Annotated in this window: 12 protein-coding genes and 1 tRNA gene; 7 read left to right on the top strand and 6 right to left on the bottom strand. The window is 39.9% G+C overall.

The genetic code is table 11. The annotated features are described in order from the left end of the window. Positions 1–206: 206 nt before the first annotated feature. From PHT93_RS13780 to PHT93_RS13770, 3 genes are all read right to left on the bottom strand, one after another. Positions 207–280: transfer RNA gene (locus tag PHT93_RS13780), tRNA-Ile, on the bottom strand. A 79-nt stretch (positions 281–359) separates the two neighbouring features. Then, positions 360–1,485 (bottom strand): peptide chain release factor 2 gene (prfB, locus tag PHT93_RS13775; protein ID WP_300244039.1). Its coding sequence is split into 2 segments (ribosomal slippage): positions 360–1,421 and positions 1,423–1,485, totalling 1,125 coding nucleotides; the frame shifts between segments, so codons are not numbered across the junction. Between the two features lie 48 nt (positions 1,486–1,533). Next, a complete protein-coding gene (locus tag PHT93_RS13770; RefSeq protein WP_300244045.1) occupies positions 1,534–3,342 on the bottom strand; it encodes a long-chain fatty acid--CoA ligase in 1,809 nt (602 codons plus the stop codon). 193 nt (positions 3,343–3,535) lie between these two features. On the opposite strand from PHT93_RS13770, the gene PHT93_RS13765 reads away from it, so the two are divergent. Then, on the top strand, positions 3,536–3,862 hold the full coding sequence (locus tag PHT93_RS13765; protein ID WP_300244037.1) for a PadR family transcriptional regulator: 327 nt from the start codon (positions 3,536–3,538) through the stop codon (positions 3,860–3,862). Positions 3,863–3,866: 4 nt separating this feature from the next. After that, positions 3,867–4,970: a PspC domain-containing protein gene (locus PHT93_RS13760; RefSeq protein WP_300244035.1), complete on the top strand. Its 1,104-nt coding sequence runs from the start codon at positions 3,867–3,869 to the stop codon at positions 4,968–4,970. Positions 4,971–5,040: 70 nt separating this feature from the next. On the opposite strand, the gene PHT93_RS13755 is transcribed toward PHT93_RS13760, so the two are convergent. The 3 genes from PHT93_RS13755 to trmB all read right to left on the bottom strand — a co-directional run bounded on the left by PHT93_RS13755 (position 5,041) and on the right by trmB (position 7,855). Beyond that, positions 5,041–5,661 carry a phosphoribosyl-dephospho-CoA transferase MdcG domain-containing protein gene (locus PHT93_RS13755; protein ID WP_300244032.1) on the bottom strand — a complete coding sequence of 207 codons (621 nt, stop codon included), beginning with the start codon at positions 5,659–5,661 and terminating at the stop codon, positions 5,041–5,043. Positions 5,662–5,958: 297 nt separating this feature from the next. Continuing rightward, a complete protein-coding gene (locus PHT93_RS13750) occupies positions 5,959–7,068 on the bottom strand; it encodes an Mrp/NBP35 family ATP-binding protein (protein WP_300244030.1) in 1,110 nt (369 codons plus the stop codon). Between the two features lie 28 nt (positions 7,069–7,096). Continuing rightward, positions 7,097–7,855, bottom strand: coding sequence for a tRNA (guanosine(46)-N7)-methyltransferase TrmB (gene trmB, locus PHT93_RS13745; protein ID WP_300244028.1), 759 nt, complete (start codon positions 7,853–7,855; stop codon positions 7,097–7,099). A gap of 228 nt (positions 7,856–8,083) precedes the next feature. Here trmB and nrfH point away from each other — a divergent pair, with 228 nt between their 5' ends. The 5 genes from nrfH to PHT93_RS13720 all read left to right on the top strand — a co-directional run bounded on the left by nrfH (position 8,084) and on the right by PHT93_RS13720 (position 13,422). Further along, positions 8,084–8,662, top strand: a complete 579-nt coding sequence (gene nrfH / locus PHT93_RS13740; protein ID WP_300244024.1) for a cytochrome c nitrite reductase small subunit — start codon at positions 8,084–8,086, stop codon at positions 8,660–8,662. A gap of 92 nt (positions 8,663–8,754) precedes the next feature. Beyond that, the gene (gene nrfA, locus PHT93_RS13735; RefSeq protein WP_300244043.1) at positions 8,755–10,185 is read left to right on the top strand and encodes an ammonia-forming cytochrome c nitrite reductase; all 1,431 of its coding nucleotides are present in this window, start codon (positions 8,755–8,757) and stop codon (positions 10,183–10,185) included. A gap of 15 nt (positions 10,186–10,200) precedes the next feature. Further along, positions 10,201–11,463 carry a cytochrome c biogenesis protein ResB gene (locus PHT93_RS13730; protein ID WP_300244021.1) on the top strand — a complete coding sequence of 421 codons (1,263 nt, stop codon included), beginning with the start codon at positions 10,201–10,203 and terminating at the stop codon, positions 11,461–11,463. Next, positions 11,450–12,235 carry a cytochrome c biogenesis protein CcsA gene (ccsA, locus tag PHT93_RS13725; protein WP_300244041.1) on the top strand — a complete coding sequence of 262 codons (786 nt, stop codon included), beginning with the start codon at positions 11,450–11,452 and terminating at the stop codon, positions 12,233–12,235. Before PHT93_RS13730 ends, ccsA begins: the two co-directional genes overlap by 14 nt. Before the next feature lie 95 nt (positions 12,236–12,330). Next, positions 12,331–13,422, top strand: a complete 1,092-nt coding sequence (locus PHT93_RS13720; protein WP_300244019.1) for a helix-turn-helix domain-containing protein — start codon at positions 12,331–12,333, stop codon at positions 13,420–13,422. The last annotated feature ends 151 nt before the right edge of the window (positions 13,423–13,573 follow it).

Raw genomic sequence — 13,573 nt, 5'->3', positions numbered from 1 at the left:
CAAAATTGTCTATCAATACATCAGGGAGTATTACCCTAAGCAATTCTTCTGGGTTCATACACGCAAAGTTATGTTATATTCTTAACCTATGAAAGGAAGGATATCCACCGAGAAAATCCGCTGATCCTGTTAAACCTGCATGATGTCACGTCAACGTCACGTATAAAAAAAGCAGCTACGTGGTTGTAACTGCTTTTTTATTAAGGTGGTCCCACTTGGGCTTGAACCAAGGACTCCCTGATTATGAGTCAGGTGCTCTAACCAACTGAGCTATGGGACCTTTTCAGAGGTTTTCTCTGAAATCGGGTGCAATATTACTACATTTTATCGGGCTATGCAATAGCTAAAGTAAAAAAAGACTACTTTTCTACATTCTCATCGCCGGCAAATTCCATCAGGTACGCCTTGATGAATCCGTCGATCTCTCCATCCATCACTCCGTTTACATCTGATGTCTGGTAGTTCGTGCGGTGATCTTTTACGCGACGGTCGTCAAATACATAACTGCGGATTTGCGATCCCCATTCGATTTTCTTTTTATTACTCTCTACTTTCTGTTGTTCTGCCATCCGTTTCTGAAGGGCAATATCGTACAACATGGAGCGTAGTAAACGCATTGCATTCTCACGATTTCCCAACTGCGAGCGGCTTTCTGTATTTTCGATCAATATTTCACGCGTTTCGCCTGTGTCCGGATCTTTGTAGTTGTAACGCAGACGTACCCCTGTTTCAACCTTATTCACATTCTGACCTCCTGCGCCTCCTGACCGGAAAGTATCCCAGGTATAATCGGCTGCATTGATTTCAATTTCGATTGTATCATCGATCAAAGGAGTGACGAATACAGAAGCAAAAGAAGTCATGCGCTTGCCCTGAGCATTGTATGGAGAAACACGAACTAAGCGATGAACGCCATTTTCGCCTTTCAGATAGCCGTAAGCATAATCTCCTTCTATTTGCATGGTGACTGTTTTTATTCCGGCTTCATCCCCTTCCTGCAGGTTGCTTATTGTTAACTTATAGCCATTAGACTCTGCCCAGCGCATATACATACGCATTAACATGGATGCCCAGTCCTGACTCTCGGTTCCCCCTGCTCCGGAATTGATCTTCAGGATACATCCCATCTGATCAGCTTCCTGGCGAAGCATATTGCGAAACTCAAGAGATTCAACCAACGACAAACACTTGTTGTACGTTGCGTCTAATTCCTCTTCAGTGATTATCTCTTCTTTTATATAATCATATGCAAGTTGAAGTTCTTCAGTTGCTGCATGAACCTCTTCATATAGTTCGATCCATTTTTTTAGTTCCTTTACAACCTTCATTTGTGCCTCGGCACGTTTGGAGTCTTCCCAGAAACCAGGGTCTTGCGTACGAAGTTCTTCTTCTTCTAATTGGATTTTCTTATTATCGATGTCAAAGGTACCCCCTCAGCGCTTGCTCGCGCTCCAACACGGAATGTAGTTGGTCTGCTGTAATCATTTTTCTTTGTATTTTTAATTTGCGTGAACAAAGATAGTTAATTCCCCCTTATTCTTCATACATTGCATCTATTTGAGCAGCATACTTTTCCTTTATCACATTTCTTCGAAGCTTCAATGTATCCGTAAGTTCCCTACTTTCCATAGTGAATGGCTCCGGTAGTAAGGTGAATCGTTTGATTCGTTCATAAGACGCTAAATCTCGTTGATTCTCTTCAATCCGGGATTCGATAACGCGATGTATCTCGTTGTTCAGCAGTAATTCTTCCCGACTGTTATAAGCAATCTCCTTTTGCTTGGCATACTCTTCCAGCAAGCCGTAAGCAGGGACAATAAGTGCACTTACAAACTTTCGTTCGTCACCGATAATAGCAATCTGTTCAATATATTTATCGCTACTCATAAGTCCTTCAATAGCTTGAGGTGCAATATATTTTCCGTTAGAGGTTTTATATAAGTCTTTAATGCGTTCTTTAAAAAATAACACATTGTTTTCCAGATAACCCGCATCTCCTGTACGAAGAAAACCATCTTCCGTGAATAATTTTTTGTTTTCTTCCGGACGTTTGTAGTATCCCGGAGTTACGGTTTTTCCCTTTACTAAAATTTCATTGTTACTTTCATCTATTCTAACTTCTACTTCGGGCATTATTTCACCAATAGAGCCGATTTCAAACCCTGTTTTCTGGTAACAACAAACCGTAGCTGTGGTTTCGCTTAACCCATATCCGTAGATAATAGGAATATTTACAGACTGCAGGAATTCGTTCACTTTATCGGCAAGAGGTGCTCCTGCCACAGGAAAGATATGTCCCCGATCAATGCCGAGTACTTTCTTTAGAAGCATAAATGCCGTCTTATTATAAAAAGCGAATTTTATTCTGAGACCTAATGGCGCTTTAATGTTTTTATTCCTATATTCTAAATTGTAGAGACGTCCGGTCTTGATCGCATGTAAAAAGAATTTACGAAGAAGAGGAGGGAAGTTTTTGATTTTTTCTTGAACCCCGACATATACCTTTTCCCAGAAACGGGGCACATTACACATTAATGTAGGACGAACCTCCGGTAATGTTGTCTGTATCATTTTAGGATCCCGGTTTATGAATACTTTTATACCTACAGTTAAACAGACATAAACCCAGGCTTTCTCAAAAACGTGTGTTAAAGGAAGAAAGCACATAGAGGTATCTTTATCCGATATATAAGATAGTCGTATCTGATGTATATGCATTGCTTGTAGATACTGCGAATGGTGGAGCTGAACTCCTTTTGAATCACCGGTCGTTCCGGATGTGTAAATGATTGTAGCCAGATCATCTTCACTTGCTTCGTTCATTCTTACCCGGACGGTTGTTTCGGCGTGTGTATTATCCCCAAGCCTCAAGAAGTCTTCAAAATAGATTGAGGAGGTATCTTCCGGATTCAGCTTGACTTTTTTGTCAAATATAATTATACGTTTAAGGTATTTAGATTCCTTTTGTACGATAAACGCGTTGTTATATTGTAGTTGTTCACCGACAAAAAGTGTTTTTATCTGCGCATCGTTAATAATAAAATCGATTTGTGCCGGAGAGTTTGTTGCGTACAAAGGAATTGATACCGCCCTGTTTGCATAAGCAGCAAAATCAGTGAACAGGCATTGAGGCATATTCTGCGAGCAAATGCCGATGTTTTCCTGTACGGTAACACCAAATTCCGCCATTGCCTTGGCGGTGAGTAATACCAGATCTGCAAATTCCTGCCAGGAGATCTTTAGCCATTTTTTATTCTTATCGTCGCGATACTTTAATGCTGTACGAGAACCGTATTTCTCAGCTTGTCTGTGAACCAACTCAGCGAAATGATATACCATAATCCCTAAATTTAATTGTTATTACAAAAGTATATCATTATAGAATAACTACTTGTAGAACCAACTTACTTTTTTACACAAATCCTTATGTTTTGTGCAGTTTCATACTCTTTTTAGTTAAAATAGATAAAAATATAGTAGTATGTATTGCATGGTACATTGGCTATGCATATATTTGCAATGTAAATTAAATGCGATGAATGCGGAAAATGTAAAGTCACAAATGAGAAAGGGTACTTTAGAGTACTGTATCCTTTTATTACTAAAGAAAGAGCCGGCTTACACTTCAGATATTATTCAAAAGTTACAAGAAGCCAGGCTTATTGTAGTTGAAGGTACCTTATATCCTCTTCTTACTCGATTGAAGAATAGTGAACTTTTGAGTTATCAGTGGATAGAATCTACTCAGGGACCACCTCGGAAATATTATCAATTAACAGACAAAGGAGAACTGTTTCTGGGGGAACTGGAAGCCTCATGGCAAGAACTAAATGATACGATCAACCATATTAGAAACAATTAATCAGATGAAAAAAACGCTTACAATAAACCTGGGAGGTACAGTTTTCCATATTGATGAAGATGCCTATCAGTTATTAGACAAATACCTTTCCAACTTACGTATCCATTTTAAAAAAGAAGAAGGATCGGATGAAATTATTAATGATTTTGAAATGCGAATTTCCGAATTATTCGGAGAGCGTATAAAGTTAGGCTACGAAGTAATCACGGTTGTTGAGGTTGAGAGTGTGATCAAACGGATGGGAAAACCGGAAGAGTTGTTTGATACAGAAGAAGGAACAGGTGCTACTACCGAACAAACACAGAATACGTCTGCCAAAGAAAAACAAACGGGACCTAGACGCTTATTCAGAAATCCGGACGATCGAATGATAGGAGGTATTGCGGGAGGTTTTGCCGCTTTTGTGGGCTGGGATCCAAGCGTGGTTCGTATATTGTTCTTTCTATTGATTTTTCTGACGCACGGTGTGGCAATACTTGCTTATATTCTTCTCTGGATCGTTATACCTGAAGCCAAAACGGCAGCAGAAAAGCTGCAAATGTCGGGCAAAAGTGTTACGATTGAGAATATCGGTAAAACAGTTACAGACGGCTTTGAAAAAGTCTCAGAAAATGTAAATGATTATATTAATTCAGAGAAACCAAGAACTTTTTTTCAGAAAATACTCGATGTATTTGTTGCTGTGGTAGGTACCTTACTTAAAATTGCCTTGGTACTGCTGGCAATCCTTCTGTTTCCTCCATTATTGCTAATTGTCTTTATACTTGTTGTAGTGCTATTTGCCATTGTATTTGGAGGAGGGGTAGGTATTCTATATTCTGTTCTCCCTAATATACACTGGGGCACACTTAACCTATATCCGGAGGGATCTCTGATTCTGGCAAGTATTGCGACCATAATTATGATTGCGATTCCGGCTGTTGTAGTTGTTTATATGATATTAAGTCAGATATTTAAATTTAAACCGGTGGCCAACAGTGTTAAATGGACGTTTCTTATTCTATGGATTATTGCTGTTGTAACCAATGTGATATTTGCAGTGAAGTTTGGTTTGCCTTTCTGGGGAGATTGGTCTAATCTATCAACCAATATCGGGTGGCAAATCTGATAATTCTTCTCTTAAAATATAAAGAGTCTGATGAATGGTTCGTTTCGAGCGTTCTTCAGACTCTTTTATTTTAAACAATTAAATAATTCGGAGTTAGTTTTAGCCCATCGACTGTATCTAAGAAAACATAATCTTTGGTTAGCCACTCTTCTAAAGAAAACCCTCCCTGACAATTTTCGATTGTTATGGTTATCTGTGTTTCCATTAGTTTAAGTACTTTGTATATAGACATCCATTTCTCTCTGCGGATAGTGTTGACCGCTAATTTAAAGATGAGATTGATATCGCTTTTTTCATCTACCCACTTTTCTGAAATTGCCAGAGAAAATCCCCAACTTCCGATAATTCCTATCTCAGGAACAGTCTGAGCCAAATCCGATATGATGCTATATTGTTGAAAATGAGAAAACAGATCGATATTATCTGATTTGTTGACCAGTTGTAAAACTTCTTCTGCCGTCTGAATCTTTTTTATGTTCTCATGGTTTACTAACACCTTATATCGCTCATCTTTGTGTTTCCCTCTGATACATGCATATAGCATATTCTCTAAACATTTGTCCCGGCAAACAACTAATGGTAAGTGGAGATGCCAATTTTCGGTCATCCATTCGGGTAAAAGAGCAAGGCTTGTGCAGTCTTTTGACTTCAGCCAGATCATATCGTGAACAGAAGGACTTTTCTTTTGCATAATACTTATATAAAATGCATGAGTGTAGAAATCAAAATAAAGGCAGCCAACTTTCTTTTTATTTAATGTTAATCAACTCCTTCATACTTTTTATTTAAAATGGTTGTTAAACTGTTTAGTCAGTAGGTAGCCTTCTCAGAGGCATAAAAAAATCTCTTCACAAAAATCGCTAAAGTATTTTTGTGAAGAGAATACCATTTTTCTTATAAACTGTGCAAAAAGGAATGATGTATCAGCTGGTCTTACTTTCGGTATATCGCGTACGAACTTTAGTACATCTGTATCGCTGTCAGAGTTTTATTTTGTGGTGATAATTACCCGCTGCGTCGGGTCAAGGCTTTGGTTTCTTTCTTCTATTTTAATAACTACATTTTCTGCTAAAGAACGAAAAGCAGCTCCGGTTATGGTGTCCGGATTTAGCGCTACCGGCTTACCGCTATCACCGCCATCGCAGATGCTTTGTACAATCGGTATTTGTCCAAGTAAAGGTACATCTAACTCTTCTGCCAGACGTTTACATCCTTCTTTTCCGAAGATATAATATTTGTTTTCCGGTAGTTCAGCCGGAGTAAACCAAGCCATGTTTTCAATTAATCCAAGTACAGGTACATTGATCTTATCACCGGTAAACATGCTGATTCCCTTACGTGCATCAGCAAGAGCTACTTCCTGCGGAGTACTGACAACAATTGCTCCTGTGATACCAAGAGTTTGCACTAAGGTCAAATGAATGTCGCTTGTTCCCGGAGGCAGGTCAATCAGAAAATAATCCAGCTCACCCCAATTCGCATCACGGATAAGTTGTTTCAACGCATTGCTGGCCATTGAACCACGCCACAATACCGCATCATTTTTGTTGACAAAGAAACCAATGGAAAGAAGTTTTACCCCATAATTTTCTGCCGGTTGAATTAGCTCGCGTCCATTTACCTCTTCCATGTATGGACGGGCATCTTCCACATTAAACATTTTAGGTTGCGAAGGGCCGAATATGTCTGCGTCCAATAATCCAACGTTATAGCCTAAGCCTGTAAGTGCTACCGCTAAATTTGCCGCAACCGTACTTTTGCCTACGCCCCCTTTACCGGAAGATATCGCAATAATATTCTTTACGCCCGGTAATAGATGATCTTCATCCGGGCGTACTAATTCCGGCGCAATAGGTCGTATATTACCTTTAATCTCTACATCAGGACTAATATAGGTGAGTATCGCTGTTTCTGCAGCTTTGATAACTGATTTGATAAATGGATCATTCGGCTTTTCGAAAATGATCGAAAAACTAACCTTCATACCTTCGATACGAATATCGTCTTCTACCATACCTGCGGAAACCAAGTCTTTCCCTGTTCCCGGGTAACGCACTTTTGCAAGTGCGTCCATAATTAATTTAGGATAGATCTTCATAACTGTCTCCTCCTGTTCTGTGTTATATTTATTTACCAGATGCTAAAGCGCTTCGCTTACTTCTGTTGAAACTGCGATAAGCATCATATTCTATTTCTTCTTCCGGTTCGACAAGTGTTTCACGTTCCTCGCAGACAAACTTAATATATTTGATTGTTAAACCACGGTCAAGCCATTGTTGTTCGTAATAGGTTTTTATCCCCAGTATCGGATCTTCCGTGCCGCTATGGTAGAGGTCGTCCGTTTTGAAAAGTACCGGATAGTTGTTCGCTTCCGTCATTTTCTCTGTATAAGTAAACATAAAATTGCTGTCCGTCTTCAAATGGATAATGCCGTCACCTGCCAGAATCTCACGATAAAGCTTCATAAAGCGTGTGGATGTTAATCGTTTGTTGGTTTTCTTCATTTGCGGGTCAGGAAAAGTCAGCCATATCTCGGAGACTTCGCCGGAGACAAAAAAACGGTTGATTAATTCTATATGCGTACGCAGGAAAGCAACATTGCTCATCTTCTCGTCATGCGATTCTTTTGCACCGCTCCACATGCGAGCCCCCTTTATATCAACACCGATAAAGTTCTTATCCGGGAATAATTTCCCCAGTCCTACGGTGTATTCACCCTTTCCACATCCTAATTCCAATACAATCGGGTGGTTATTTTTAAAGAAACGTTCATGCCAATGCCCTTTTAAATCGAAACCTTCAGCTTCAAGAACCGAGAATGGATATTGAAACACATGCGGATATTCCGCCATATCATCAAATTTTGCTAATTTATTCTTTCCCATATCACAAAGATAATAGTAAGCATTGAATCTTCAATGCAACTTTATTGTGGCAAAGCTACTAAATAACATACTTTTAACCGGCCTTTTTGTAACAATTGTTACACTTTTATTGAGAAATATTTCTATTCTTTGTAAAACTAAAGTGTTACTAACTAAAGTTGTTATATATCATTGCTGTGTAATGACTATTGTTTTATGAATAGCCTTAATAACGCACAACGAATAAATATGAAAAAGCTATTGAGTCATATTCCCAGTCAGTTCATTCTGCCGATATTTATTCTGGGAGGCATTATTGCCGGACTCGGAGGCTATACAATCTATATGTCGCGGGTTCATTCTTATCTCTCTGACGATCCGTCTGCTTGTATTAATTGCCATATAATGACTCCCTATTATCAATCCTGGGATCATAGTTCCCATGCACAATGGGCAACCTGCAACGATTGTCACGTTCCACACGATAATATTATCAATACATATGCCTTTAAAGCAAAAGATGGACTTTACCATGCGGCCGTTTTTACCCTTCGGAAAGAACCGACGGCAATCCGTCCAAAGGATGCCAGTTATTCGGTTATTATGAACAACTGTATCCGATGCCATACGCAGTTGAATACGGAATTTGTCAAAACGGGAATGATTGGCTATTGCGATGTTAAAGAGGGAAAAGGCAAAGCCTGTTGGGATTGTCATACAGAAGTCCCCCATACTAAAATCAGCAGTATTGTGGCTTCACCTAATGCAATTGTACCGTTACCCAAATCTCCTGTACCTCAGTGGTTAAAAGAAAGAATGAAAAAATAATAATAAAATAAGACCAGTAGATTATGTTTAAGAAGTTAGCAGAAGCAATCAAACGTAAACCAATTATTGGATGGGGAATCTTTGCTTTCGTTATGGTCGGTGTCTTCCTTCTGGGTTTGTTGGCAGCTTCTATTACGGAGCGTCGTGCAGAAATAGTCACTTTATTTGCCAATAAGAAAGTGGAGATAAAAGGAATTAATCCACATAGCGAAGAATGGGGAGTGAATTATCCCAGAGAATACAATACGTGGAAAATGACCCGTAACATGGATTTTAAAAGCAAACATTTGGGAAATATGCCGCAAGATGTTCTTGAGGCGCGTCCGGAAATGGTTGTGTTGTGGGCTGGTTATGCGTTTTCCCGTGAATATACTGCTCCGAGAGGACATATGCATGCTGTTGAAGATGTACGTAATACATTGCGTACGGGTTCTCCCGAAAATGGAGAAGGCGAAATGCAACCGGGAACGTGTTGGACATGTAAAAGTCCCGATGTACCCCGTCTGATGCATGAAAAAGGAATCGAAGCCTATTACAAAGCCAAGTGGAGCGATTGGGGAACAGAGGTTATGAACCCGATTGGCTGTGCTGATTGTCATGATCCGGTTACAATGAATCTAATGATTACACGCCCAGCCCTGATTGAGGCTTTTGCACGTCAGGGTAAGGACATCACAAACGCTACACCACAAGAGATGCGTTCCTTAGTGTGTGCTCAATGTCATGTGGAATACTATTTCAAGGGAGAGAATAAATACCTTACTTTCCCCTGGGACGAGGGAATGACGATAGAGGATATGGAGCGATATTACGATGAAGCTGAGTTTACGGATTGGACGCATGCGCTTAGTAAAACTCCTATGTTAAAGGCGCAGCACCCAGATTATGAGATATTCCTGTTAGGACCTCATGCGAAGCGTGGACTTTCCTGTGCCGATTGTCATATGCCATATATGGCAGAAGGGGGAATAAAATATTCCAACCATCAAATTATGAGTCCACTCAAGAATATCTCCAGTACTTGCCAGACCTGTCATCGCGATAGCGAGGAAAATCTGCGAAACTATGTGTATGAGTATCAGGATAAGGCGTTGGAAATACGTGACCGAATCGAACAAGAATTAAGCAAAGCCCATATTATGGCAAAAGCCGCCTGGGATGAAGGGGCAAATGAGGCTGAGATGGCTGCCTCGTTAAAATTGCTTCGTCAGGCACAATGGCGTTGGGATTTTGCGGTTGCTTCGCATGGTGCTTCTTTTCATGCTCCGGTAGAAACACAGCGCATCCTGGCACATAGCTTAGACCGGACAATGCAGGCGCAGATTGCGTTACAAAAGGTTTTGTTTAAACATGGAGTGACTGAAGTTGAAATGCCAGACCTTTCATCCAAAGATAAAGCGCAAGCATACATTGGCCTTGATATGAAAAGCCTGAATGAAAAGAAAGAGAATTGGAAGAAAACAGTTGTTCCCCAATGGTTGGAAAAAGCAAAGGCCAATGGAACGCTAAAGACAACTATCTAATACCAAAAGACCGGGATGAAAGGAGAAAAGCGTCGTATGTGGCAATTCCCCTGGCAATATAAGGAAAGCCTTGTTTTTGTTTCAGGAATTGCTTGTATTGGTATGGTATTGCAACTTCTTATTGGACCGTTCGATTTTTTTCTGTTGCAATATCCCGTCAATCTGTTTGTCGCCTTTTCTATATTATTTTTTCTTGTGCTTTTTCTATTGGCGCGTAAAACTTCTTTTTATCTATGGTTTTCGGGTGTTTCTTTTGCCGTTTCCTTAATAGGAGGCTTATTGATTTTTACCTTAATCATGGGACTTACTCCTCAGGTATTACATCTTGAGTCATCCGGTTCGGATCTGTTTACCCGGCTTGGGTTCCGGCAGATCACTACTTCCTGGTCTTTTGTGTTGCTCTATTTTGTTACTTTACTTTCACTCGGTGCATTGATCGGAAGAAGATTATCCTGTTTTCGAAAAGAAGATTATGCTTTTTATTTAAATCATATCGGGTTATGGTTGTTGCTTTTTGCGTCGGGCTTAGGTGCGGCTGATATGCGCCGCTATGTAATGCACGTGCAAGAAGGAGAGACGGAATGGCGCGTGTATAGTGAAACGGGGGAAGTCCTTGAACTTCCCATTGCAATCCAGCTAAACGATTTTGACATGGAGGAATATCCTCCAAAACTAACTATAATCGACAGACAAAACGGACAGCCGCAACCAATAACTAAACCGGAATATTTTCCGATCGACGAAAAACGACCGGCGGGAAAATTACTTGACTGGGATATTCGTCTTGAGGAATATATTCATCAGGCAGTCCGGAGTAGTGATAGTACTTATCATGAAGTGCCTATGCCGGGATCTACTCCTGCAGTTCGGGTAACGATGACGAACCGGATTACCGGAAAGGTCTGCAACGGCTGGGTGTGTGGAGGGAATATGGCTCAACTATACATGACCTTAGCCTTGGATAAGGAGTACACGTTGGTGATGACACAACCCGAACCTAAACGCTTTATGTCGGAAATCAATGTCTTTACACAGGAAGGGGGAACCTATCATACCGTGTTGGAGGTAAACAAACCTTTTCGGGCGGGACATTGGTCGATTTATCAGTATGGCTATGATACCAATGCCGGAAAGATGTCATCCTATAGCAGTATGGAATTGGTCTATGATCCTTGGTTGTATCCGGCTTATGCCGGTATTGTCCTTTTAGCTGCAGGTTCGGTATGTATGCTTTGGAGTGGAAACAAAAAGAGGAGGAAAAGCGATGACATGGAATGATTTTTTATGGTTTGCCTTGCCGGCTATGGGCTGTTGGGTTGGAGCGGGCTGTTTGATTTATACCCAAAATCATAAGAAAACAGCCGAGTGGCTAATGATATGCGGTTTGATACTATTTGCCGTATTCATCGTTGGTTTGTGGTTCGGACAAGAACGTCCTCCGCTTCGTACAATAGGAGAAACCCGGCTTTGGTATTCGTTTTTCCTCGCTTTCATCGGATATATCACCTATAAACATTGGAAATATGTATGGCTACTCTCTTTCTCGTCTGTTGTTGCCTGTGTATTTGTCTGTGTGAATATCTTCAAACCGGAAATTCATTCGACTAATTTAATGCCGGCTTTGCAAAGTTATTGGTTTATTCCTCATGTAACCGTTTATATTCTTTCCTATGCCATGTTAGGAGCCGCAACTATAGCTTCGTTTATCTTGCTTAGGAATCAGAGCAAAGGGATTACGGACGAAAGTCTTTTCCAACTTACGGACAACGTGGTTTACATTGGATTTGGGTTTCTTATAGTAGGTATGCTGATGGGAGCTGTATGGGCAAAGGAGGCTTGGGGGCATTATTGGTCATGGGATCCGAAAGAGACCTGGGCTTTTATTACCTCAGCGGCTTACCTCATGTATATTCACATGCGTTTGCAGCCATTATATCCGAAATTTACACTATGGCTTCTTCCTTTTGCCTTTCTACTTCTGATGATAACCTGGATCGGTGTAAATTATTTACCAGCAGCTGCTACAAGTATTCATGTCTATTCTAACTAAACACACGTATTTTTGCGGTTTATTGTGGGTGTCTGTAACTTAATATAGTTATTTTTGTAATTGATTATAACTCTCTTATTGTTTAGACGGGATTTATGCTTGATATTATTTATGTCTCACTACTATGGGGTATAGTGGGGGTTACATTTATGTTCAGCCTGTTCTTCTTTGTCCTGACCGTACCTCAGGTTGAGGCTTTGCATAAATATAAAGTAGCCCGTACGATCATAGCTTTCACCTATCTCTGCTTAGGTATAAGTAATCTGGTAGAGGTGCTTTTTCATGATGATGCGATTGATATACCGATGACTTGTATGATTACTTTGTTTGTGAGTATGTTTCAGGCCATGCTGCTAACCTATACACATCTTACGCTAATCAATCTGGATTTCGCAACTAAGAAGAAACTAATTACCGAATCTCTCCCTTTTTTGATCTGTATTATAATCGGGATTGTCAGCCTTAGTCTGGATACCAAACGAGAATATACAAATAAGCTGAATTTTATCTTTGTTGTTTATTATATCTCATTACTTTTCAGATACACTATTTACTTCCGGAATGTGTATAATGGCTATAAAAAGCGCATGGATAATTATTTCGCAGAACAGGAAATAAAGCGGTTTAGCTGGATATATTATTCTTTCTACGCTTCTCTGACTGTCGGGATTGTTGCCTTGACATCTATTTGTTTTGATTCTGTATTGGGTAAAATCGCATTTAATCTGATTGTGCTCCTGTTTTATAGCTATTTTGGCGTTCATTTTTTGAACTACGCGTATCAGTTCCGCATGCACGAAGCGGTGATCCGGGAAGATCCCAATCTTTCTGATCAGAAAGAACAAAAACATAATTATTCCCATTTAGAGGCCAGAATAAAAAAATGGTGTTCTGAAAAAGGCTTTGTTAAACAAGGTCTTACTATCGAGGATTTAGCAACAAGGCTAAACTCAAACAGAACTTATTTGTCTTTGTATGTCAATAAACACTTAAACACGACATTTAAGGGATGGATAACAGATCTGCGAATAAACGAAGCAAAAGATATTTTATTGAAACAATCAGATGTTTCTATTTCCGATGTTGCCGAACAAGTAGGATTTAGTGATAGGAGTAATTTTAATAAACAGTTTGTAAAGCAAACCGGGTTGACACCCAAAGCCTGGAGGGAATTAGAATGGAATTAGGTACGGTTCATTTTTATATTTCTATTCACTACTGACCGACTAAAATTTGCATAAAAAAAGGCTACTCCCTTTCGGTTTCGCCTTAGGTGTGTAATTTTGTTGTTCCACCAATAAAAATTACCACATGGGCAAAAGTAGTGATAAAAGATTA

The organism is Massilibacteroides sp., from assembly GCF_028705895.1.
Lineage (GTDB): Bacteria > Bacteroidota > Bacteroidia > Bacteroidales > Tannerellaceae > Massilibacteroides.
The sequence above is the reverse complement of the archived record's forward strand: the minus strand, read 5'-3'. Positions and strand labels throughout refer to the sequence as shown.

Bases quoted from the DNA above. Each gene is read 5' to 3' on its own strand.
- PHT93_RS13750 (WP_300244030.1), bottom strand. From the start codon at position 7,068: ATGAAGATCTATCCTAAATTAATTATGGACGCACTTGCAAAAGTGCGT.
- nrfA (WP_300244043.1), top strand. From the start codon at position 8,755: ATGGTCGGTGTCTTCCTTCTGGGTTTGTTGGCAGCTTCTATTACGGAG.
- PHT93_RS13730 (WP_300244021.1), top strand. From the start codon at position 10,201: ATGAAAGGAGAAAAGCGTCGTATGTGGCAATTCCCCTGGCAATATAAG.
- ccsA (WP_300244041.1), top strand. From the start codon at position 11,450: ATGACATGGAATGATTTTTTATGGTTTGCCTTGCCGGCTATGGGCTGT.
- PHT93_RS13765 (WP_300244037.1), top strand. From the start codon at position 3,536: ATGAATGCGGAAAATGTAAAGTCACAAATGAGAAAGGGTACTTTAGAG.
- PHT93_RS13720 (WP_300244019.1), top strand. From the start codon at position 12,331: ATGCTTGATATTATTTATGTCTCACTACTATGGGGTATAGTGGGGGTT.
- trmB (WP_300244028.1), bottom strand. From the start codon at position 7,855: ATGGGAAAGAATAAATTAGCAAAATTTGATGATATGGCGGAATATCCG.
- PHT93_RS13760 (WP_300244035.1), top strand. From the start codon at position 3,867: ATGAAAAAAACGCTTACAATAAACCTGGGAGGTACAGTTTTCCATATT.
- nrfH (WP_300244024.1), top strand. From the start codon at position 8,084: ATGAAAAAGCTATTGAGTCATATTCCCAGTCAGTTCATTCTGCCGATA.
- PHT93_RS13755 (WP_300244032.1), bottom strand. From the start codon at position 5,661: ATGCAAAAGAAAAGTCCTTCTGTTCACGATATGATCTGGCTGAAGTCA.